The organism is Bacillus sp. OTU530 (genome assembly GCF_038440375.1).
In genome coordinates, this window is sequence record NZ_JASATP010000032.1 from 45,128 (window position 1) to 67,260 (window position 22,133).

Consider the following 22,133-nt stretch of genomic DNA (forward strand, 5'->3'; position numbering starts at 1 on the left):
AATGGTCTATTTATACTTTCTGTGCAAAATGAATAAACCTGCGAGGAGTGTAACAGAAATGAATCAATACCTATGGCCATGGCAAACACATGTGATGCTGCAATACCCATGGGCACTGCTTGCATTTTTTATCATTCTTTCCATCCCTTTGTCCATTATTTCTTGGAAACGACAAAAGAAATAATGGATTAGACTTTCTTAAGGTGTAAAGAAAACTCGTCGATTGGTGAGCCCCGCCCTTGGGCGAAGACAGAGGCGTAGTTGTACTTATACTGTGTTCCTAAAATCCCCTCCTACGTCGAATTCACTTCCAGATGGAGATTTACATCTTACTACAGTGTAAGCAAAACTGAGCACAGGAAAATTATCCTCGCTCAGTCCTTTCTCGTTTTTGAATAGCTATCAGACTATAATCCACCTATACAAACACAAATAAATCCTGATTTCGTTTATATAATTCTTTAAATAATTCATAGTAATGGCTATATATCTCTACATTCTCTCGGATAGGCTCGACTATCTCTGAGTGAAATGAAATCAGCTTTTTACAGGCTTCTTCAAGCGAAGGATATATGCCTACCCCAACACCGGCGATAATCGCAGCACCTACACAAGCCTCTTCATTTGTTTTAGTCGTATACACGGGCTTATTGAAAATATCTGCTTGTATTTGCAGCCATAATCTGCTTTTCGCTCCGCCCCCTGATGCAATGACTCTATTAGCAGGAATGCCTAGTGATTCAATAATTTCCAAAGAGTCTCTTAGAGAATACGTCACTCCTTCCATTACTGCCCTCACAAGATGGTCATCTCGATGCTTGAGCGTTAAGCCAAAGAAAATCCCTTTTGCATTTGGGTCTAAATGTGGCGTTCTTTCCCCAGTTAAATAAGGTAAAAAGATAAGGCCTTCACTTCCTGGTGCAATAGTTTCTGCCATTTTCGTTAATGTTTGAAAATCATTCGCTCGCAAAACATTTGATTTTAGCCACCCCAGAGAAAGACCGCTATTTAAACTCGAACCTTGAATATTCCAAGTATCAGGGTGGATATGGCAAAATGTATTGGTTCTTAGTTGCGGGTCATACGCCGGTTTCTCAACCATTACCGCAATTTGTCCGCCTGTTCCAATATTTGAAGAAACAATGCCGGGGAAGACAATCCCATTTCCTACCGCCTGCATAAATTGATCTCCACCGCCAAATACAACAGGGATCCCTTTCTGTAACCCAGTCTCTTCAGCAGCACATGTTGTAATTTCACCAGCCACTTCGTATGGTTCATAACAAGGCGGGAACAAATTCTCCTTAATCCCCAGCTTGTTAATTAAAGAAGTGGCCCATTTTCGCTTGGCAATATCAAATGCAAGTGTACTGGAGGCATCTGTTACTTCAACTGCGAGCTCCCCTGTTAATCGATAGCGTATATAATCTTTCGGCAGAAGAATCGTATCAGCTTTTGCATAGTTTTCCGGTTCATTTTCCTTTACCCATAATAAAGAGGAAATTGCAAAACCTGTTGAAACTGAATTCATCATGCTGTCGATTACCTGTTCCTGCTGAATAAGTTGATTGATCTTTTCCACTTGTGTTTTTGAACGTTGATCGGACCAAATAATGGCGGGACGAATTACTTCTCCTTTATGGTCAACTAGTACAAGACCATGCATTTGGCCTGATAATCCGATTCCACCTATCAAAGCTGGATCTACATGTTCTTTTTCTAGTATTGTTCTCAATACATTAACAGTTGCAGACCACCATACATTAGGGGATTGCTCCGCATAACCGATTTCAGGCACTTGAATAGAGTAACTTTCTTGCGCATCTGCGATTACATCCCCTTCCACGTCCATTACAATTGCTTTTACACTTGAAGTCCCTAAATCAATACCTATTAGATATTTCATATTTACTTATGCCCCTTTCTTGCTCCCATTTCGATAAAATTCCAGTTCTATGAGTCTAATCAGGTAAAATAATGATTGCTTTAGGTCTACCTTCTATCTTTCTAGCTACTGTACTCCCTATTACAGTAACTAGAAAGATAGAGAGAATCAATATAATTATCCATTTTTACCATAGTCTACATCACCTCTATCCTATTCTTTCTACTGTCATAACATAAAGTATATAAACATATATAAAATCTTATTTAGTTTCTCGACATGATGATCTACTTAACTGACATATCTATCGATGTATTACATTCATTCTTTATATCGTAACATTAGAATACAAAACAAGACCTCGCTGTACAGCGCCGAGGCCTTCAGGTCTTTTACACAGAGTTGCTCTTCATAAAGAAAACTCGTCGATTGGTGAGCCGTTAGGCAAAGACAGAAGCGCAATTGCACTTACACTTTATTCCTAAAATTTCTCGCTACGTCGAACGGTCTCCAGCTAGAAACTTCTTTCTTAAAGTACAAGAAAAAAATCTAGCCTATTTCCATCGACTTTACTTTCTCTACATCATAAAAAATGAGTATTCATCACTTTATTTCTTAACTCTAGCCAGGTGGTTCTTTCGAAATATAGCAACTCCTAATAAAAGAACAGGATAGAAAAAGCCTATTGTTAAAATATAAGGTACCCAAGTTAGAGTATCCCACTTCTGTTGATAAGCAAAATTCGGATACACACTAACAGAAAGAATAACTATCATCATTCCAATAGGGAAAGTTAATGGTCGATAACCTTTTAATTTGAACATTTGCCCTAGACCTAAAACAGTAGCGTAAAAATAAAGCGATGTTTTGATATAGAGCGAAAATAACCACATAACTTCTAGAATAGCTTCAATTCGTTCTAGAAAATTTCCGATAGTTGCTCTTCTAGCCAACTCATAGCTTGGATATAAATATCTTGCTGTATGAAAAGGACCAAGAACGAAAATGCTCAAAGTTATAATCATAACCATAATAAGTCCGCCAATAAAATGACCAATAAAAAAGGCTTTACGCATTTCTTTCCAATTATTCACATAAGCAGGAAAAACCACAAGTAAAACAATAAGAGTTAGGGAAGCTATGCTTAAAAATACTAAGGCAGACCATACTATAGGCTTCATTCCTGTTTCTAAGACAGGCTGTATGTTGTTAGCCTTTATTTGAGGAAAGGTAGAAAGTGTTAAAACTATAAAAAGGATGATAAAAAATGGGAACAAAATTTCCGCACAACGAGCTAATGATTCAATCCCCAGACGCACGCCCATAACAACAACAATCATAAAGAGAATGTGGATCCATATCATTGGAGTTTCAGGCATAATTTCTGAAAGCAAAAAATTCCCTAAATAAAACACGACCTGACTACAAGAAGTTAATGTAAAGAAAATAAATACGAGAGAAACAGTTTTGCCCAACCATTTCCCTAAAATTGTCTCATTTAATTCAATCAGGTTCTGATTAGGAAAATGGTTCCCCACAGCGCTATACAACCATACCAATAATAAACCTGCCCCCACACCAATGATTGCTGCTATCCAGGCATCCTGTTTTGAATTAGCAGCCATACTTCCCGGGACAACTAAGATCGTACTGCCAACAGTATATAGCGTCACTAATGCCACAAATTGATAAAAGGATACTTTCCTTTTCTTGAGCATCTTATCCCCTCTTTTTATTTTAATAAACCTTGCAAGATGTAACCTAACGGCTCAAAAATGGCTGCCACCCAATCTAGAGGGGTTGGAATATCCAGCTGTAAACCTTTTGCAATACCTAACACGGTACTACACAGGAGTAAGAATGAAAATATCCATAATTCCTTTTTCATTTTCGCCTTCCAAAGTGAAGGAACTTCAATGATTAAAATGACTATCACTACAAAGAGCACTCCTAAGACTGACCACATGTATGTTTGCTCCTTTGTGTCTTGTAAAATGCACTTATAAATGTTTTTTGATAAAGAAAGCTCGCCGGGTGAAGACAGAGGCGTAGTTACACTTATACTGTATTCCTAGAATTCCACACTACGTCGAATGAACTTCTAGCTGGGAATTTATACTTTCTTACAATGTAAATTTAATATTCCATAATTCTCTAAAAACCTAGCCCTAAAATTAAATTACATTTTTCCCTTTGCTTTTTCTTACCTTTAGAATAATGGCTTTGACCTCTTATGCTGTTTAGATTATCCAAAATATAGTTATATTTATGCCCATTCCCTTCTCTGATTATAAGAATCACTACAAATAGGAGAGAATCCATCTAAATTTATGCAACTTCCAAATATTTGTTGAATTTGCTGCGTGTATCAAAAGTCCCGAAAACCATTATTCCTTATATAAAAAATAAAGGATAACTGTTTAGGTTATCCTCCTAGAAAAATACAGAAACGCTATTTATTCCTTCTCAACTATTTGGCAGGAATGCTTATGCTTGTTACAGGATTTACCCGCGGGACTTTCCACCTGAAATGTTTACAGTCGTACCTGTGATATAGCTTGCGCGGTCTGAAGCCAGATACGTAATCAGTTCACCGATTTCATCCAGCTGTCCGGGACGCCCAAGCGGGATTGCTTTACTGTAATCTGTTCCAATGCCCTCTACTGTTACTCCCCGTGTATAAGCTAATGCTTCATTATAAGCAGGTGTTGTTAAACCAGTTTGTTCATTGATCCCTGGTGCAACACCAACTACACGGATGTTAAATTTCCCAAGTTCTTTAGCCCAAGAACGGGTGAATCCATTAACAGCACCCTTTGTAGCAGAATAAGCACTTTGCCCGGCAGATCCCTCCATGCCCGCTTCGGAGGAAACATTAATAATAACACCCTTATTATTTTTGATCATTACTCGCGCAGCTGCTTGTGCACAAAGGTATGGTCCCTTCTGATTCACAGCAACCATGAAGTCGAAATCCTTATCATTTAACTCGTACTCCGGCTTTTCGCCACGGAAGTCAACAAGTAAACGCGGTAAGTTCACACCAGCATTGTTAACCAAAATGTCTACTGTTCCAAATCGTTCTACGGCTTGGCTTATCATATTCTCAACGCTTTGTTTATTCGTGACATTGCATTGGATATGGTATGTTCCATCAGCTTGTTCCCCAGTACTTACACTCAGATCAGCAACAATAACCTTTGCGCCGTTCTTTACCAAATTCTCTGTTATTTTTAAGCCGATTCCAGATGCGCCGCCTGTAACAATTGCTACTTGATTTTCTAATTGTAACCATGATTGATTCATTTTCTTTTCCCCCTTAATTAGCTATATAAAATTGAGTATGATTTAGAAAAGCGAAAATACGAAATAACTTCCGATTCTTCCTTGTAATTTTTGGATTTCCTGAATGATCCTCTAGGAAAAGTCTTTCTATTACTATTAAATTACTAACTCTATTTTTTAAGGATCTGAATCTGCGAGCCCACTTCTGGAACTTGAATGTCAGTATCCTCAAGATATAAAGTCCCTGGCAGTTCAGGAGTATCGAAGCCATTAAAGTTCAATGTAATATGTCCTAGTGACCCCAAGTTCTTTTTCACTGCATCGCCTACAGCTGTAATTTTATATTCTTTGTTATTGAATACTAAAACGTCCCCTTGTCCAATTTCACCGTCAATTTCTTTTACATTAATTAATAAGCAGTAGTCCGCTAGTTCAGCAGGAGCATTATCTCCGAATAAAATAAACATTTTTTCTCCAAGAAAGTCTGATACAGATGAACCAATTTTATTAATTGTAGTTTGGTAAACTGTTTGCATATTAATTCCTCCAACATCCTATGTGAGTTTATAGAGAGAAATAACATCAAGATGAATTGATTGTATTTCTCTCCGCCTTCTTCATGATAAATCAAATAATTATTTATCCTTTTCAAGCTTTATTCATACATTCCAAAGCTTGCGAGCCATGCAGTAAATACCGTTGGTGCTCCTGTTAAGAAACGGGAATATAAAACAGCGGGTACTCCGACTTCAATCGTTTCAACCTCGGCCTCTGCTAGTCCTAGCCCTACTGGAACGAAGTCTGCTGCAGCTTGAGAGTTAATTGCGAAAAGCGCTGGTAATGCCAAATGAGCTGGAATATTCCCTTTTCCAATTTCTACACCAATCAATGTACCAATTACTTGCGCAATAACAGATCCAGGTCCTAAAAATGGTGAAAGTAACGGGAAGGAACAAACTAGAGAAATTAAGAGTAATCCAGGTAAGGTGCCTGCATACGGTGACAAATACTTTGCAACTACATCCCCAAGTCCAGATGCTTTAATGACACCAATTAACATCGCAACAAATCCCATGAATGGCAAAATCGTTTTGATAACTGTATCAATCGCTTCACGGCCTGCTTGATAAAATATGCTGACAATGGAGCCCATAGCCATACCAATACGTGCAATCGCACCTTTAGGTTTTTGCTGTTCACTAATTTTCTTACCTGCGCTATACTTAGGTTGATTGCTTTTTTCTGCTTCAGCAGTAGATTGAACATTAGCTGTTTGAGGTGTTGCCGCACCTTCATACAAGCTGATATTCGCCGGTTTTACTCCAGAGACGTAAATGTCTTCTGTAATGTGCTTTGCCAATGGACCACTCTTTCCTGTTGGCATGACGTTAATTGTCATGATTCGTTTTTGTGGATATAAACCGCATCGTAAGGTTCCGCCACAGTCGATAATGACACAGGCCATTTCGCTCTCTGGAACACTTGTTTTAAAGCCATCCACTAATTCACAGCCTGTTAATTCTGCAATTCGATCCGCGATATCAGGCTTCGTTCCACCTGTAATATACACAACTTTGTTTTTCGTTTCTGTCGGCGTAATTACTAACGGACCACCAAATCCGCCTGGTCCTGCTTGTACAAGAATAGGGCTATAGCTTTGAGCCACTTTGCCTTCTCCTCTGATTACTGCGCTGCTTGTACCCATGTGTTTCCCCTCCTTATAGATCAACTGCTTCTTTCAGCTTCACACCTTGTTGTTTCGCTACAAAGGCCGTTGTTATATCTGTTACCCAGCCTCTTAGAAAGTTCGTCACAATCCCTACCAGAAAATAACGAACCGCCAATTCTGTCGTTTCAAAGCCGAGTGTTGTAATCCCGGCCGCAATTCCTAAGAATACGAATAATTCTCCTGGATTAACATGTGGGAACAGTCCATTGTGTGTGTGACAAGAAAATGACGCCGCCGCATAATAACTCGGTTTATATTTTTCTGGCAGAAATCTGCCTAGCGATAATGTCATTGGGTTCGCTAACACAAATGTTCCGATGATTGGAAGAACAAAATATCTTGTGAACGGGTTTTTACCTGACTTTCTTGCCAGCTTCTCTACTCTTTCTTCCCCGACTAGACGAATGAGAGCATTCATGGCAATCAAAAGCATAATCAATAATGGTACAATTCCAGTTACTAAGCTTACGAAAGTTTCAGCGCCTGCTCTAAACAAGCCCATAAATCCATCTGCGAACTTTACAATGTAATCCATCTTGCTTTCACCTCAACGTATTTTTTTTTATTTTTTAGCTGGTATAAATAGGTCGATCCATCCTCTCTTAACCTTTAACTCACCTCCTTTAGCGATGATATGGTAGCTGTTCAAAGCATCGTGAATGGCCAATTTTGTTAATTTATTTACCTTCTGAAGATCCTCTTCACTTAATTTTAATAAGTTTTTCCCCTCAAAACCTTTTAAATTTCTTACTCCCGAGAAGACTGTTACTCCTTGCATTCTAGCAGCCCTTAAAATAGTATTTTTCCGGTCAATTGCAAACATAACAACCGTACCAGCCCGAAACATTGCCGTTTTCTTCCCAATCGCCACTCTTCCTAGTTTTCTCAGCTCGGCATATTTCTTATTAAAATGTCTAATCTGAAAAAAACCCAAAATACTTTGGAGAAGCCATGAACAACCGATTAAAACAATGATGTACCAAATCATGAATTCCCTCCCTTTCAAAAGTCGAACAGAACAACAAGTGATTGTCGACAAAATTAAATTTCTTTCTATGGATTGATTATATTACGACACAATAGATAATGTAATCACTTACATATATAACATTGTCACAATCATAATCACGACATTTTTCAAGGGATATACATTAAAAAATGTCGTGATTTACATAATGACATTTTTTAATAAAGAAAACTCGCCGATTGGCAATCCCTGCCCTTGGGCGAAGACAGAGACGTAGCCCTACTTATACTTTGTTCCTAAAATTTCTAACTACGCGAATTGTCTTCCAGCTAGAAATTTATAATTTCTTAAATTGTAAAGGAAAAAGAGATTCAGATATTAGGAAGTGAATAGTCTCAACGTTAATTACTCCCATAGAAGTAGTAAAGAAAACTTGCTAATTGGTGAGCCATCAGGTGAAGACAGAGGATTAGTTGCACTTGAATTTCGACCCTCAAATTTCTAGATACATCAAATTAACATCTTAGCTGGAAGCCTCTCCTTTCTTAAATATAGAAAAAATTCACCTCTTTTTTTCCTAGCTAGTCCCTCTCTTTAATTTTGTCGTTGACTTTACATGATGAATACGCATAATATTATTTCGATATTAAATTTTGTCAGGAGTGTTCGTAATGCTCGAAAAAGAAGAAATTCAGCTTAACTCTAGGCAACAGCAAATTCTCTTGCTTCTCCTAAGGTCTCCTTCTCCGGTAACATTGAAGGAAATTTCAAAGGAGATTGCAATTAGCGGCCGCACCGTTCAAAGGGAGCTGGTCGGATTGGATCATTTTTTGGAGGCCTATGGTCTTATCTTAAATAAAAAGACAGGAGTTGGGCTGTCTTTAGAAGGTGAGGAGTATGCTCGCGAGAAGCTGCTGCAGTACTTGTCCATCAATCAATCCAATAAAATATTTTCACCTGAGGAACGTCAATATATTCTGAAGCAATTGTTGCTCACATTAAAAGAACCAACCAAGCTTTACTATTTCAGTACAAAATTTAATGTGACAGAAGCAACGATTAGCAATGACCTGCTAAAGATCGAGCCTTGGTTTGAAAAACATGGTATCAAGCTTATCCGTAAGCCTGGATTCGGGGTTTATATTGAGGGAAATGAAAAAAGCATTCGAGAGGCAATTGTTGATTTATTTTATCAGCATTTTAGTCAAGAACAATTGATGGAGGTTCTTTCCACCTATTCGGATCCTTCTTCCGATAAGGTAAAACTGCACCTTTCCATCCGAAACCGGCTGCTGCAATTTATTGATCCTGACACAATATCCAAAATTGAAACGGTGGTACAGAAAACCGAGGAATGGGGTTACATCCTAACGGATAGCGCCTATGTGGGTTTAGTCGTTCATATCGCATTAGCTGTTCAACGTTTAAAAAACGGTGAGATTATTACAATTGCTCCAGATGCTTTTAACAGCATAAAGGATACGCAGGAATATGAAGCTGCCGGCAAAATGGCGGAAGACCTGGATTCCCTTCTTGCAATCCAGATCCCCTACAGTGAAATTGGGTATATTACAATGCATCTTTTGGGAGCCAAGGTGAAAAGATTACATTCAGCTCCTATCTATACAAATGAAATCGATGAATATGTGTATCATATGATACAAATTGTAGAAAACGAAATTAGGGTCAATTTAGCTAGCGACTCTTCACTTATCGAACACCTAAGCACACATTTGAGATCAGCTATTCATCGAATTAAGTTAAATATGGAATTTCGAAATCCTCTTCTGGGGAACATTAAAGAAAAATATCCTCATATTTTTGCTGCTACCAATAAGGCGGCCACATACTTAGAAAAGAAATTGCACTGCCGGGTCCCAGAAGAGGAAATCGGATATTTGGCTATGCATTTTGGTGCTGCAGCGGTAAGAAATGAGGAGCTCAAGAATAAATCCTATCGTGTACTTCTTGTTTGCACGAGTGGAATCGGAACTTCCCACTTGCTATCAGCCCAGATTGAAAAGCAATTTTCTTATATAGAAGTTGTGGATGTTGTTTCCCTTCTTCATCTTAGTGAATGGATTAGAAAAAATCCGCCAGTTGATTTAATTATTTCAACAGTGCCATTTGAATGCGAAGGACAAGTGGTAGTTGTAGTGAATCCGTTTCTCCTTCCCCAGGATATTCAACTAATTGAAGGGCATTTAAAACAATTAAAAAGTTTAGAGAAGGGAGAGCGGGGAATTGTGCATACAAACATCGAAATTGAAGACACCGTTCAGAAGGTCAATCGTTACGGAGAGGCCATGACGCAGTTATTGAATCATGTGTTTATTTGTACTGATAGTGATGCGTCAACAAAGGAAGAAGTTATCAAGCAAGTAGCAGAATATGTACACTCCCGGTTTACTGAGATTGATTCTGCATCTCTCGCAGAAGAGCTGCGGAAAAGAGAAGAAATAGGAGCATTGGTTATTGAAGAAGGAAGGCTCGCGATGCTCCATTGCCGCAGTCATCTCATCAATCAGATGTGTATCTGCTTGTTTAAAGTAGAAAGAGACGTAGACTGGGAGCATAACACAGGCGTTCGTACAGTACTAGTCCTGCTCGCTCCAAAAGGCGCCCCGAAAGAACATATTGAAATTATTAGTGAAGTGAGTAAAGCATTAATTGAAGATGATTTTGTTAGAGCTCTAGGGGGAGCAGATATGGAAGCAGCTAAAAATCAAATTAAATCTGTTCTCGGAAAAGGATACTTATTGAAATCAAACGCATTATTGAGTAGGTGAACATATGAAATATTTAGATCGAATTGGCCGTTTGATAAGCAGAATGGTATTCAAAAATATGGCTGTGTTGATCCTTGTAGGTCTAATCAGAGTAGTATTCGGTCCTATTGGCTGGTCACCTAATCAAGAAATTTACCAAGTAGCAGTTCTTATGGTCAGCTATTTTATTCCTGTCCTGTTTGCCTACACCTCCGCTCAGATGCTAGGCAAACATCGGGGAGGCGTTGTTGCGGCTATCGTTATGTTTGTATTAGTCATAGAAAATCCCTCAAGCATACCGATGATCCTGCCCTCTATGGTAATCGGTCCTGCCATAGGGTATAGTATTAAGAACATAAGTCGATGGCTGGAGGGGAGAATACCGACAGGGTTTGAGCTACTGTTTAATAATATTATTGATGCTCTAACCGCAATCCTATTTATATGTATCGGTATTCAGTGGGCTAACCCTATCTTCATAAAGATGATGAATGTTATCCTTCAGCAAGTAGAATTCCTGACCCAATCTGGCTATCTGCCATTACTAGCTCTTATTATTGAACCAGGAAAGGCCTTATTTTTTAATAGCGTAATCAACCACGGTATTTTAGAGCCATTAGGTATCCAACAAGCACAGGAAAACGGAAAGTCTCTCTTATTTCTTCTAGAAACAAACCCAGGTCCAGGATTCGGGATGTTACTAGGGTGCTATTTCTATTTAAACGGGAAGGAAAAGGAAAATCTAAAAGCAGCTCTTCCAGTCCATGTCCTCGGGGGAATTCATGAGGTATATTTTCCTTATGCGCTTATGCAGCCTTTACTTCTCATTCCTCTTATCCTAGGGGGAATGGCAGGAAATTTACTCTTCTACCTGCTTGACGCTGGATTAGCTGCTACTCCTTCACCGGGCAGTGTTATTTTATTGCTGATGATGGCAGCAAAAGGAACACATATGGCAGTTGCTGTCGGCTTTCTCGCCTCGGCTGCGGTGAGTTTTTTTGGATCTGTCCTTGTACTTTCCTATGATCATAAAAGAAGAGCCATCAATCAAACTGAAATTATAGATGAGGTTATAGATGAAGTTATACACGAAGACATATACGATAGTCTGTTAACTCCATTGGAAGCTAAGGAGAAAAAGATGGAAGTGAAAAATATCATTTTTGCTTGTGATGCAGGAATGGGCTCAAGCGCAATGGGAGCCGCTGCGTTACAAAAAAGGCTAAAGCAGGAAAATTTAGATATAATGGTGGATAACCTTTCCGTCGACGATATTCCTCAAGATGCTGATATCGTCATATCCAATATTCGGTTAACAGAACGAGCTCATGCATGTGCTCCTCAAGCAGAGCATATTTCTGTTACATCCTTTCTAGATCGATCATTTCATGAAGAATTGATTCCGCGGCTTAAAGCTCAACAGGGGGGTGAACCTGTTGGGAATTCTGACACAATTGATGCCTTTGAGGATCTGAATGAAGAACATGTTCTTCTGAATATGAAAGCAAAGGATAAATGGAAAGCGATTGAACAAGTCGGGACTGTACTGATTCATAGAGGGAATGTAGGAAGTCATTATATCGAGGAAATGAAGCAACGCGAACGGGTTTTCTCCACTTATCTTGGAAACGGAGTAGCTCTTCCGCACGGGATGAATGCCAAAAGTGATCAGATTAAAAAAGCAGGAATCTCTATTGCACAATATCCAGAAGGAATCACTTTCGCGGATGGACAAAAGGCTTACATTTTGATAGCTATAGCTGGAAAGGGAGAAAAACAATTATCCATTCTTTCACGTTTAGCCGAAATCATTGAACAAAAGGATACAGTGAATGGGCTAATCCATGCTACAACCCGTAAGGAAATTATTCAAATTATCAAGAATGGCTTGGCTAAGTCTCATAACAAAGGAGAAGGGAATAGAATTTAAATGATTGTAGAAGAAATGCTAGTAAAAAATACATTCGGCTTCCACCTCCGCCCAGCAACGATGTTTGCCGCTGCAGCCCAAGGATTCTCCTCCGATATTAAAATCGGCTACAACGGGAGGATTGTAAACGGGAAAAGCGCTATCGGTCTTCTCAAGCTAGAAATTAAAGAAAGAGAGGTTATTTCTATACAGATTGATGGAGAAGATGAAACGGAAGCCATGAGAGCTTTGAGTCAATTGATTAATAGAGAGTTTATCTGACAGAACCTTATTCATAATCGCTCTTTTTCTAAGGTTGAGGCAGATACAAAAAGCCCTGCGTACATGCTCCCTTTGTACGCAAGGCTCTTTTTTAGCTGCTCTTTTCCGTCTGTTCCTGCTTAAAGAAGCTCTTCATCGCATGAAACACATCGGCTTTTTGCTTTAAGATATAATAACGGAACTTCTCATCCTTCACATTTTTATACGCTGACATGAGGGTCGAATGGCGATTATATTGGTTAACCTCACCGTAGCCAAACATGTTAGATACCTTCATTAAATCCTGCACAAGCTTTACGCAGCGTGCATTATCAGATGTGAGATTGTCACCGTCAGAGAAATGGAATGGATAGATATTATAACGGTCTGGTGAATATTTTGTTTCAATCAATTCTAGCGCCTTTCTGTAAGCTGAGGAACAAATCGTTCCACCGCTCTCGCCTTTTGAGAAGAATTCCTCTTCTGTAACGACCTTCGCTTCTGTATGATGGGCGATAAATTCAATATCGACCGTTTCATATTTTGTACGTAAAAAGCGAGCCATCCAGAAGAAAAAGCTGCGGGCCATATACTTCTCCCAAATCCCCATCGAACCGCTCGTATCCATCATCGCAAGCACAACCGCCTTTGATTCAGGCTTTAGTACCTCATTCCATGTACGGAATTTTAAATCCTCTGGGTGAATTGGATGAAAGGATGGCTTCCCGCTCATGGCATTACGCTTATAAGCAGTCATCATCGTTCGTTTCTTATCAATATTACCCATGAGTCCTGTTTTGCGAATATCATTAAATTCAATATGTTCTAGCTTATTTTCATCGGTTTCCTTACGTTTTAAATCTGGCAACTCAAGTTCACTAAATAGTGCCTGCTCAAGCTCTAAAATCGAAACCTCGGCCTCATAGTAATCATCTCCGGCCTGGTCACCTGCTCCCTTGCCTTTTCCCGGTCCTTTTTGCTGTCCTCCGCTCGAACCGTCACGGGCTACAACATCGCCTACCTTGCTGTCACCGCTCCCTTGACCCACATGCTTGTTTTTGTCATAGTTATAACGAATTTTGTATTCATCTAGAGAGCGAATTGGAATTTTCACCACGTCTTTTCCATTAGACATGACGATGCTTTCCTCGGTAATTAAATCAGCAAGATTATTCTTAATTGCTTCCTGGACCTTCTCCTGATGACGCTGTTGATCGTCGTGACCTTTTCGGTGGAGGGACCAATCTTCTCTTGCAATCGTATAATTATAGTTGTTATCTTCACTCACCGTGTTTCCCTCCTTCTATTTTTAGTTTGGTTTGTAAAGCAACTGTAGAACTTAAATATAATTACGCTTAGCTGATGCACCGTTTCACATACAGATGCATATAGTATGTTGTCGGCCTTTTTACTTTTGGGTATGAATGGTTGGTTACTCTATCTTATGCAGGCAGCACAAATAATTGACAAATAATTTCAGAATTGGACATCCTCATTTTTTTGCGCGGACCTGCATAAAAATGCTTTTCTAATGCGACCGCTCCGTATAAAAAACATATCTACAAGAATGCAAGGAAATTACTTATATGTGGACAAAAAAAGCATGCCTTTAGGCACACTTTTTTTGCACGTTACCGATTTAACAAGCTCCCTACATAGCGAAGCAGCTCATTGGCGGATGTAGAGTTATAGCCATATTCATCTATCAATCTCGCTACAACATCATTAATCTTCTTCAACTGACGTTCATCCGGCGTTTTAGTTGATGTAGTGATTTTAACAACATCCTTCAAATCTGCAAACAGCTTCTTCTGGATCGCTTCACGCAAGCGCTCGTGTGAATTGTAATCGAATCGCTTTCCTTTGCGTGCATACGCAGAAATACGGATGAGAATTTCTTCGCGGAATGCCTTTTTCGCATTTTCTGAAATTCCAATTTGTTCTTCAATTGAACGCATAAGCTTTTCATCTGGGCTCATTTCTTCGCCTGTTAATGGATCACGCAGCTTTGCCTTATTGCAATAAGCCTCTACATTATCTAGATAGTTATCCATCAATGTTTTAGCAGATTCTTCATATGAGTAGACAAACGCTTTTTGTACTTCCTTTTTCGCAATATTGTCATACTCCTTGCGAGCTAAGGAAATAAAGTTCATATAGCGTTCACGGTCTTCGTTACTAATAGATGGATGCTGATCGAGACCATCTTTTAAGGAACGAAGAACATCCAACGCGTTAATAGATGGTATTTCCTTTCGAATAATTGTAGAGGAAATGCGGTTGATGACGTAACGCGGATCAATACCGCTCATCCCTTCATCCTGGTACTCCCGCTGCATTTCTTCTACATCGATAGAGTTGTAGCCTTCGACCATTTCTCCATCATACAGACGCATTTTTTTGATTAAATCGATATCTGGGCGTTTTGGATCCTTAAGTCGGGTTAAGATTGTAAACATAGCTGCGACACGGAATGTGTGCGGTGCAATATGAACATCAGCTACATCGCTTTCACGGATCATTTTTTCGTAAATGCGTTCCTCCTCGCTAACACGCAAGTTGTAAGGGATCGGCATTACGATAATCCGAGAGTGTAGGGCTTCATTTTTCTTATTGGAGATAAAGGAACGATACTCTGTTTCATTCGTGTGTGCCACAATCAGCTCATCCGCTGAGATTAGGGCAAAACGGCCTGCTTTAAAGTTTCCTTCCTGCGTCAAGGAAAGCAAATGCCATAAAAACTTCTCGTCACACTTAAGCATTTCTTGAAACTCCATCATACCGCGGTTTGCTTTATTGAGTTCTCCGTCAAAGCGGTAAGCACGCGGGTCAGATTCAGAGCCATACTCCGCAATTGTCGAAAAGTCAATACTTCCCGTTAAATCAGCAATATCCTGTGACTTCGGATCGGATGGACTAAATGTTCCAATTCCAACGCGTCGGTCTTCGGACAAAAATACGCGTTCTACCAGCATATCTTCAATACGACCGCCATATTCCTTCTCAAGTCTCATTAAATTTAATGGTGATAGATTACCTTCGATACGCACACCGTATTCTTGGTAAAATTCATCTCGCAAATGGTGCGGTATTAAATGCAATGGATCCTCATGCATCGGGCATCCTTTAATTGCATAAATTGCACCTTGATTTGTATGTGAATATGCTTCAAGGCCGCGTTTTAGCATCGTAACCAGCGTCGATTTTCCGCCGCTGACCGGTCCCATAAGAAGTAAAATCCGTTTTCTTACATCAAGTCTCTTTGCGGCAGGGTGGAAATATTCCTCCACAAGCCGTTCTAGCGCTTCCTCTAAGCCAAACAGCTGGTTGCTGAAAAATTTATAATGCCTGCGCCCATCAACTTCCTCAATACCAGCATCACGAATCATGTTGTAAATGCGGGAGTGGGCAGTTTGAGCGACCCACGGCTGTTCCTTCACAATTTCCAAATACTCGGCAAATGTGCCTTCCCACTGTAAACGATGCTCTGCTTCCCGATGCTGCTCAATCCTTCTTAAAATATCCATATCGGACCTCCCCCATTCTCTTGTTCCAAAAGGATTATTATAACTTTATGCGAGGATGTCCTTAAACATTCTCAAGAATCAGAAAAGAGTAAAATTCTAGAAGTTTAGGTCTTTTATAGAAAGCTCGCCGATTGGTGAGCCCCGCCCTCGGACAAAGACAGAGGCGTAGCCCTACTTATACTGTATTCCTAAAATTTCTGACTGCGTCGAATCCATTTCCAGCTGGAAATTTGTATTTTTTTACAGTATAAATAAGAGCCAGTAGCCTTGATAGATTGGGGCTGCTGCTATTTCGTACCAGACACATATTTGTTCCGCAAAAAAGATTACAGCGCTTTCAAGGCTTATGCTAACAAATGAAAAGAAATTTTCTGTATAATAAAAAAGCGGGGATATTACATAGAGGGAGGAATTACAATGAAATTTATACTCATTCTAGGCGTAATCATCGCATTTCTAAGCGCCATATTCACTGCCGGCTATAACGATAAACCAGGCGCAAATAATTAAGAAATAAAGAGCTGCCATATAATCGGCAGCTCTTTATTTCTTAAAACCCTTCAATAATTCCGGGTAATTTTGTTGACGCAGTGCTTCATACACGAGAATAGCTGCCGTATTAGATAAATTCAAGGAACGAACATGCTCAGTCATCGGAATACGCAGACAGCGGTCAAAATTCCTTTGAATTACATCCTTCGGTAAGCCTGTCGTTTCTTTCCCAAATACAAAATAATAATCCTTTTGCAAATCACTGTAGTCAAAGGAAGAGTGCCTTTTTTCTCCAAACTTTGTTAAATAGAAAAACTCTCCCGCTGCATTTTTTTCATAAAACTCATCTAGCGAATCGTAATATGTAATCTCAACAAATTCCCAATAATCAAGCCCTGCACGTTTTAGCGTTTTATCATCTTCGGAAAAGCCAAGCGGACGAATTAGATGCAGCTTTGCACCTGTTACCGCGCACGTACGTGCAATATTTCCTGTATTCGCTGGAATTTCTGGTTGATATAAAACAACATGTACTCCCACAAATTTCACCTCTACCCAGTATTATATCACCTGCAGACAAAAAGAAAACAGGCAGCCATTGCGCTGCCTATACATTATCAAGAATACGAAAAAACTTATATTTCATTTGCGGTGTATATTTACTTGAATCTTGGTAGGCCCAGTAGCGTCTCCGGCTATCGGCTGAATGTGCATTCACAAGGGGCATACCATTTGCATCCTTTGCCGTCACAATTGTCGTATGATTCCACCGTCCATCATTTTCAAAATCATACGCAATTACATCGCCAAGAAGAAGCTCCTCAGGCTTTTCTACCTGCTGAGCCCGCAGGCCAATAGTAGCTCCGGTCAAGTACCGTTGAAAAGAATGAGCAACTGACCAACTCCAACTCCATTGCTGATTTTGCTGCCACCATCCCCTCCCAACACTTGGATAACCGTTCATTGGGGATCCTCCAGCATGTAAGCATTGTGAAATAAAATTTGTGCAATTATCCTGAAAGTTAGTATATGCCGGATTACGGCCATTCCACCAGGCTTCAGCGTATTTCACAGCTTCAAGGCGGCTATATTTATACGGAATTGGACTTCCCTTTCCCTTCGTCACTTCTCTCTCTAGTGTCTCTCCTGCTTCGTCCATTGTTTCATATGCAGCATACCGATCATCCTCGAGCCGTCCCCTCTCAAATATTGCACGGCGATACACCTGCTCCTCCTCCGCGTAGAAAAGATCCTTTTGACGAATGAAGTATTGAAAGTGAACGACATAGTCCACATCCTTCCGCTGCCCTATAGCAAGCTCCCGAATCACACTCACCCGCGCGTCACATTTTATAATCTCCGCTTTTCGTTCCTTCAGTAGCTCCTTCTTGCGCCTTAAAACGTGGGCAGCATCCCCTTTTAAATGGACGCTTGCACGTTCATTTCCAACGAGAAAATTCATTTGATGACGAATGATTGTCTCGAGCGCTGCTTTCACTCCCATTCTCATTCCCCCTCATCTTACAATATGAAGAAGGGATGAAGAATCTGCTAATTTTGTATATCTTGCAGCATAATTAAACCTTTTTCCATTTCCGCGAGTACCTGTTCATCTTGCTCTGCTTGCTTTGCCTTTTCAATCTCTTCTGCAGCTTCCTTCATTCCGATCCTTCCAAGTGCCCATGCTGCTGTTCCACGCATAACAGGCCGCGGATCCTGCTTCATAACAGCAATTAAATCTGGAACCGCAGTTTCATCCTTGTAATGCGCCAACGCAAGAATTGCATTTCGCTGAATCGGCTTTTTACCGCGCCACGACCCGGACATATAACCGTATTTCTCCTTAAACTCACGATTCCCAATCGTAAGAAGAGGCTTCAATAAAGGCTTCACCAGTTCTGGATTTGCTTCCATTTCTGGATGAAGATGAAAATCAATGCCTTTGTTTTTAGGACATACTGTTTGACATGTATCACAGCCATACAAACGGTTCCCAATTTTCACCCGATATTCCTCAGCTAGAAACCCTTTTGTTTGCGTTAAAAACGCAATACATTTTTGTGAATCAAGCTGTCCTCCCTGTATAAGCGCACCTGTCGGACAAACCTCCACACATTTATTACACGTACCGCAGCCTTCTTCAAGCGGGATATCTGGTGAAAACGGAAGGTTTGTCAGCATCTCTCCTAAGTATACATACGAACCAAACTCAGGCGTAATAATCGCACAATTTTTCCCGCTCCAGCCAATGCCAGCTCGCTCTGCAACAGCACGGTCGCTTAACTCTCCCGTATCCACCATGGACTTCACCTGAACATTTGGCACCCGCTCTTGTAAAAACTGTTCCAGCTTCTGTAAACGATCTCGCAGCACAGCATGATAATCCTGCCCCCAAGAAGCGCGGCAAAAAATCCCCCGGCGTTCTCCCCGTTTACTTTGTGGGGCATTCTTCAACTTAGAAGGATAAGCAAGTGCAATCGCAATAATAGACTGTGCACCAGACAAAACTAGTTGAGGATTTGTCCGCTTCTCAATATCAGGCTCTTCAAATCCAGACTGATACCCAAGTTCTTCCTGCCGAAGAAGGCGATGCTTAAGCTCCTGAAACGGCTCTGCACTCGCAAATCCAATTTTATCAATTCCAATGTGTTTGCTATATTCAATAAGATCTAATTTTAGCTGTTCCCAATTCATACTTGTTACCCCCCTTTCCTCTGCCTCTACACGATTTTTCTAATTTTATTTTTACACTTTCAGAAAGTATAAAAACTTCTAGCTCGAAGCCAATTTGACGTGGCGAGAAATGTTAGGAATACAGTATAGATACAATTACGCCTCTGTCTTCGCCCAAGGACAGGGCTCGCCAATCGGCGAGTTTTCTTTACACTGTAAGAAATTATAAATTTCTAGCTTGAAGCCAATTCGACGTAGTGAGAAATGTTAGGAATACAGTATAAGTGCAACTACGCCTCTGTCTTCGCCCAAGGACAGGGCTCGCCAATCGGCGAGTTTTCTTTACACTGTAAAAAAGTATAAATTTCTAGCTCGAAGCCAATTCGACGTAGTGAGAAATGTTAAGAATACAGTATAAGTGCAACTACGCCTCTGTCTTCGCCCAAGGGCAGGGCTCGCCAATCGGCGAGTTTTCTTTAAGATAAACAATTCATTTATAAACATTAAAAAACGCAATGCTTCGTTTAATCTAAGAAACGAAACACTGCGTTATGCACAATAGTTATGGATTTCTCTGAAGCAATTGAAGAGAATAAAGATCACAGCATCAGCTTGGACAACTGCGTATCAAGTTATACCTGCGCTTCAAGAAATTGTGAAGTTTTTGTTAACTGTTTAGAAGTATAGCACGAAACAACAAAATCGACAAGAATTTTAGCGAGAAAAGTCGAAAAAAGTTAGTCTTCGCAAAACTTGTTGAAAAGATTCCCAATGCCGAGCAGACTCTAGTATGGTTAAGAAAATTTTTCAAAAAGCAAAAGCTCTTAGCTATATTAATAACACTATCAATTTTAGATTCTTATATCCCGCTAAAGGAAAAGGCCTTTGGATAAATACCCCAAAGACCTTTTGTATACACGAGAGTAAAAACTTTTCAGCAGAAGAAGTGCCAGTCACTTCTTCAATGCCTTTTCAACTGCATTTTTAATTCCATCATAGCTAGAATCTACAAGGTTTCCATTTACATAAATAGTAGGAGCTCCCTGTACCTTCAACCCTAAGGCTAAATCTCTATCCTGCTGAACCTTCTTTTGAATGGCTTCACTATTCAAATCCTTTTGAAACTGCTTTACATTAATTTTAGGTAGCTGCTCCTTTACAATTTGCGTAAGCAACTCTTCCGTAATCCACACTTGATCTGTAGATTGTTGAGCCTCAAATAACGCAGTGTAAAACTTCCAAAAAGCTGCATGATCTTGTTTATAAATAGCTTCACCTGCCGCAGCACCTAAATCCGAATCGTCCCCGATGAATGGGAAGTTAATAAAATGAAACTGAACTTTTCCTGTCTCAATATATTCTTTTTGAATTTCAGGAAAAACATGCTCATCCCATTTTTGGCAGCCTGGACATTTAAAATCCGCAAACTCAACAATATGGACAGGCGCATCTTGGTCTCCTAAGGTTTGCTGTTCCTTATATAAGAATGGATCCTGCTTATCCTCTGTTTTCTTTCCGATAATTGTATAAACAATTACCCCAATCAAAACTAAGAATGCCAATGAAAAAATTATAAATAATGTAGAAAACTGTTTAGACTTCATCCTTTATTCTCCGTTGCTATTGTATTTACTTCTAGTATTGCCATTCCATCATGTAATACTCAGAAAGCATCTTCTATTACACATCATACCAATGTAGATGGAACTCGTCCAACAGAAAGGTCATTCGTTCAAAAAGCTGTCACATTCTTTATATAAAGAAAAAACCTTCACTATTAAAGTGAAGGTTTTTTATACCGGTGGTCGGGGTCGAACCGACACTCCAGAGGAACACGATTTTGAGTCGTGCGCGTCTGCCAATTCCGCCACACCGGCATGGAGGCGGCAACCGGATTCGAACCGGTGGATAAAGGTTTTGCAGACCTTGGCCTTACCACTTGGCTATGCCGCCAAATATCTTGGAGCGGAAGACGGGATTCGAACCCGCGACCCCAACCTTGGCAAGGTTGTATTCTACCACTGAACTACTTCCGCATATATGGCTGGGCTAGCTGGATTCGAACCAACGAATGACGGAGTCAAAGTCCGTTGCCTTACCGCTTGGCTATAGCCCATTAATTAAAATTCATGATTTACTTCTTCAAATTTCTGCTACTTTCCATTATAACCCATTCAAAAATCACTGTAAAGTTCTAAATGGGGCGACTGATGGGAATCGAACCCACGAGTGTTGGAGCCACAATCCAATGCGTTAACCACTTCGCCACAGCCGCCATTACAAGAATGGCAGGGGTAGTAGGAATCGAACCCACACTGGAGGTTTTGGAGACCTCTGTTCTACCTTTAAACTATACCCCTATAAATGGTGGAGGGGGACGGATTCGAACCGCCGAACCCTGAGGGAGCGGATTTACAGTCCGCCGCGTTTAGCCACTTCGCTACCCCTCCACATGATGCCGGCTAAAGGACTTGAACCCTCAACCTACTGATTACAAGTCAGTTGCTCTACCAATTGAGCTAAGCCGGCATTATAATTTTTTCAAAAAATGTAATAAATGGTGGCTCGGGACGGAATCGAACCGCCGACACGAGGATTTTCAGTCCTCTGCTCTACCGACTGAGCTACCGAGCCATT

General features: G+C 40.2%; 18 protein-coding genes and 9 tRNA genes. 4 read left to right on the forward strand and 23 right to left on the reverse strand.

The features are described 5' to 3' along the window. Positions 1-58 precede the first annotated feature (58 nt). Complete coding sequence (locus AAHB12_RS20595; protein WP_281278918.1) at positions 59-184, forward strand: hypothetical protein; 126 nt, start codon at positions 59-61, stop codon at positions 182-184. A 234-nt stretch (positions 185-418) separates the two neighbouring features. Here the strand turns inward: AAHB12_RS20595 and xylB are convergent, their stop codons facing one another. The 8 genes from xylB to AAHB12_RS20635 all read right to left on the reverse strand — a co-directional run bounded on the left by xylB (position 419) and on the right by AAHB12_RS20635 (position 7,887). Next, positions 419-1,906, reverse strand: coding sequence for a xylulokinase (gene xylB, locus AAHB12_RS20600; RefSeq protein WP_342046834.1), 1,488 nt, complete (start codon positions 1,904-1,906; stop codon positions 419-421). A 587-nt stretch (positions 1,907-2,493) separates the two neighbouring features. Continuing rightward, positions 2,494-3,603, reverse strand: coding sequence for a GerAB/ArcD/ProY family transporter (locus AAHB12_RS20605; protein WP_342046837.1), 1,110 nt, complete (start codon positions 3,601-3,603; stop codon positions 2,494-2,496). A 14-nt stretch (positions 3,604-3,617) separates the two neighbouring features. Then, the gene (locus tag AAHB12_RS20610) at positions 3,618-3,851 is read right to left on the reverse strand and encodes a hypothetical protein (RefSeq protein WP_342046838.1); all 234 of its coding nucleotides are present in this window, start codon (positions 3,849-3,851) and stop codon (positions 3,618-3,620) included. 539 nt (positions 3,852-4,390) lie between these two features. Continuing rightward, positions 4,391-5,191 (reverse strand): SDR family oxidoreductase, encoded by an 801-nt coding sequence (locus AAHB12_RS20615; RefSeq protein WP_342046840.1) that lies wholly within the window; start codon positions 5,189-5,191, stop codon positions 4,391-4,393. Between the two features lie 149 nt (positions 5,192-5,340). Continuing rightward, positions 5,341-5,706, reverse strand: coding sequence for a PTS glucitol/sorbitol transporter subunit IIA (locus tag AAHB12_RS20620; protein ID WP_342046841.1), 366 nt, complete (start codon positions 5,704-5,706; stop codon positions 5,341-5,343). Between the two features lie 119 nt (positions 5,707-5,825). Beyond that, positions 5,826-6,875, reverse strand: coding sequence for a PTS glucitol/sorbitol transporter subunit IIB (gene srlE / locus AAHB12_RS20625; protein WP_342046843.1), 1,050 nt, complete (start codon positions 6,873-6,875; stop codon positions 5,826-5,828). 13 nt (positions 6,876-6,888) lie between these two features. Then, positions 6,889-7,434, reverse strand: coding sequence for a PTS glucitol/sorbitol transporter subunit IIC (gene srlA / locus AAHB12_RS20630; RefSeq protein WP_129731073.1), 546 nt, complete (start codon positions 7,432-7,434; stop codon positions 6,889-6,891). A gap of 27 nt (positions 7,435-7,461) precedes the next feature. Next, entirely contained in the window at positions 7,462-7,887 is a 426-nt protein-coding gene (locus tag AAHB12_RS20635) for a transcriptional regulator GutM (RefSeq protein ID WP_129731071.1), read from the reverse strand. Between the two features lie 650 nt (positions 7,888-8,537). Between AAHB12_RS20635 and AAHB12_RS20640 the strand changes: the two genes are divergently transcribed. From AAHB12_RS20640 to AAHB12_RS20650, 3 genes are read left to right on the forward strand one after another with little or no spacing between them, the layout of a single operon-like run. Further along, positions 8,538-10,655, forward strand: a complete 2,118-nt coding sequence (locus tag AAHB12_RS20640) for a BglG family transcription antiterminator (protein ID WP_342046846.1) — start codon at positions 8,538-8,540, stop codon at positions 10,653-10,655. Positions 10,656-10,659: 4 nt separating this feature from the next. Continuing rightward, positions 10,660-12,564, forward strand: coding sequence for a PTS sugar transporter subunit IIA (locus AAHB12_RS20645; protein WP_342046847.1), 1,905 nt, complete (start codon positions 10,660-10,662; stop codon positions 12,562-12,564). Beyond that, positions 12,565-12,825: an HPr family phosphocarrier protein gene (locus tag AAHB12_RS20650; RefSeq protein ID WP_342046848.1), complete on the forward strand. Its 261-nt coding sequence runs from the start codon at positions 12,565-12,567 to the stop codon at positions 12,823-12,825. A 91-nt stretch (positions 12,826-12,916) separates the two neighbouring features. Here AAHB12_RS20650 and yhbH read toward each other — a convergent pair whose 3' ends face one another. From yhbH to AAHB12_RS20725, 15 genes are all read right to left on the reverse strand, one after another. Further along, positions 12,917-14,092 (reverse strand): sporulation protein YhbH, encoded by a 1,176-nt coding sequence (yhbH, locus tag AAHB12_RS20655; protein ID WP_129731061.1) that lies wholly within the window; start codon positions 14,090-14,092, stop codon positions 12,917-12,919. Positions 14,093-14,435: 343 nt separating this feature from the next. Further along, positions 14,436-16,331: a PrkA family serine protein kinase gene (locus tag AAHB12_RS20660; protein ID WP_129731059.1), complete on the reverse strand. Its 1,896-nt coding sequence runs from the start codon at positions 16,329-16,331 to the stop codon at positions 14,436-14,438. A gap of 543 nt (positions 16,332-16,874) precedes the next feature. Then, positions 16,875-17,363 carry a tRNA (uridine(34)/cytosine(34)/5-carboxymethylaminomethyluridine(34)-2'-O)-methyltransferase TrmL gene (gene trmL / locus AAHB12_RS20665; RefSeq protein ID WP_129731057.1) on the reverse strand — a complete coding sequence of 163 codons (489 nt, stop codon included), beginning with the start codon at positions 17,361-17,363 and terminating at the stop codon, positions 16,875-16,877. 67 nt (positions 17,364-17,430) lie between these two features. Beyond that, positions 17,431-18,327 (reverse strand): amidase domain-containing protein, encoded by an 897-nt coding sequence (locus AAHB12_RS20670; RefSeq protein ID WP_342046850.1) that lies wholly within the window; start codon positions 18,325-18,327, stop codon positions 17,431-17,433. A 47-nt stretch (positions 18,328-18,374) separates the two neighbouring features. Next, positions 18,375-19,517: a tRNA epoxyqueuosine(34) reductase QueG gene (gene queG, locus AAHB12_RS20675; RefSeq protein WP_129731053.1), complete on the reverse strand. Its 1,143-nt coding sequence runs from the start codon at positions 19,515-19,517 to the stop codon at positions 18,375-18,377. A 932-nt stretch (positions 19,518-20,449) separates the two neighbouring features. Further along, entirely contained in the window at positions 20,450-21,100 is a 651-nt protein-coding gene (locus AAHB12_RS20680; RefSeq protein ID WP_129731051.1) for a DsbA family protein, read from the reverse strand. Between the two features lie 192 nt (positions 21,101-21,292). Continuing rightward, positions 21,293-21,373 (reverse strand) — tRNA-Leu (locus AAHB12_RS20685). Between the two features lies 1 nt (position 21,374). Further along, positions 21,375-21,449, reverse strand: a tRNA-Cys gene (locus AAHB12_RS20690). A gap of 8 nt (positions 21,450-21,457) precedes the next feature. Further along, positions 21,458-21,532 (reverse strand) — tRNA-Gly (locus tag AAHB12_RS20695). Positions 21,533-21,537: 5 nt separating this feature from the next. Continuing rightward, a tRNA-Gln gene (locus AAHB12_RS20700) sits at positions 21,538-21,612 on the reverse strand. 83 nt (positions 21,613-21,695) lie between these two features. Continuing rightward, positions 21,696-21,771: transfer RNA gene (locus AAHB12_RS20705), tRNA-His, on the reverse strand. Positions 21,772-21,782: 11 nt separating this feature from the next. Beyond that, a tRNA-Trp gene (locus AAHB12_RS20710) sits at positions 21,783-21,856 on the reverse strand. A gap of 5 nt (positions 21,857-21,861) precedes the next feature. Beyond that, positions 21,862-21,946: transfer RNA gene (locus AAHB12_RS20715), tRNA-Tyr, on the reverse strand. Positions 21,947-21,952: 6 nt separating this feature from the next. Beyond that, positions 21,953-22,025, reverse strand: a tRNA-Thr gene (locus tag AAHB12_RS20720). Positions 22,026-22,054: 29 nt separating this feature from the next. Further along, positions 22,055-22,130 (reverse strand) — tRNA-Phe (locus AAHB12_RS20725). Positions 22,131-22,133: the final 3 nt, after the last annotated feature.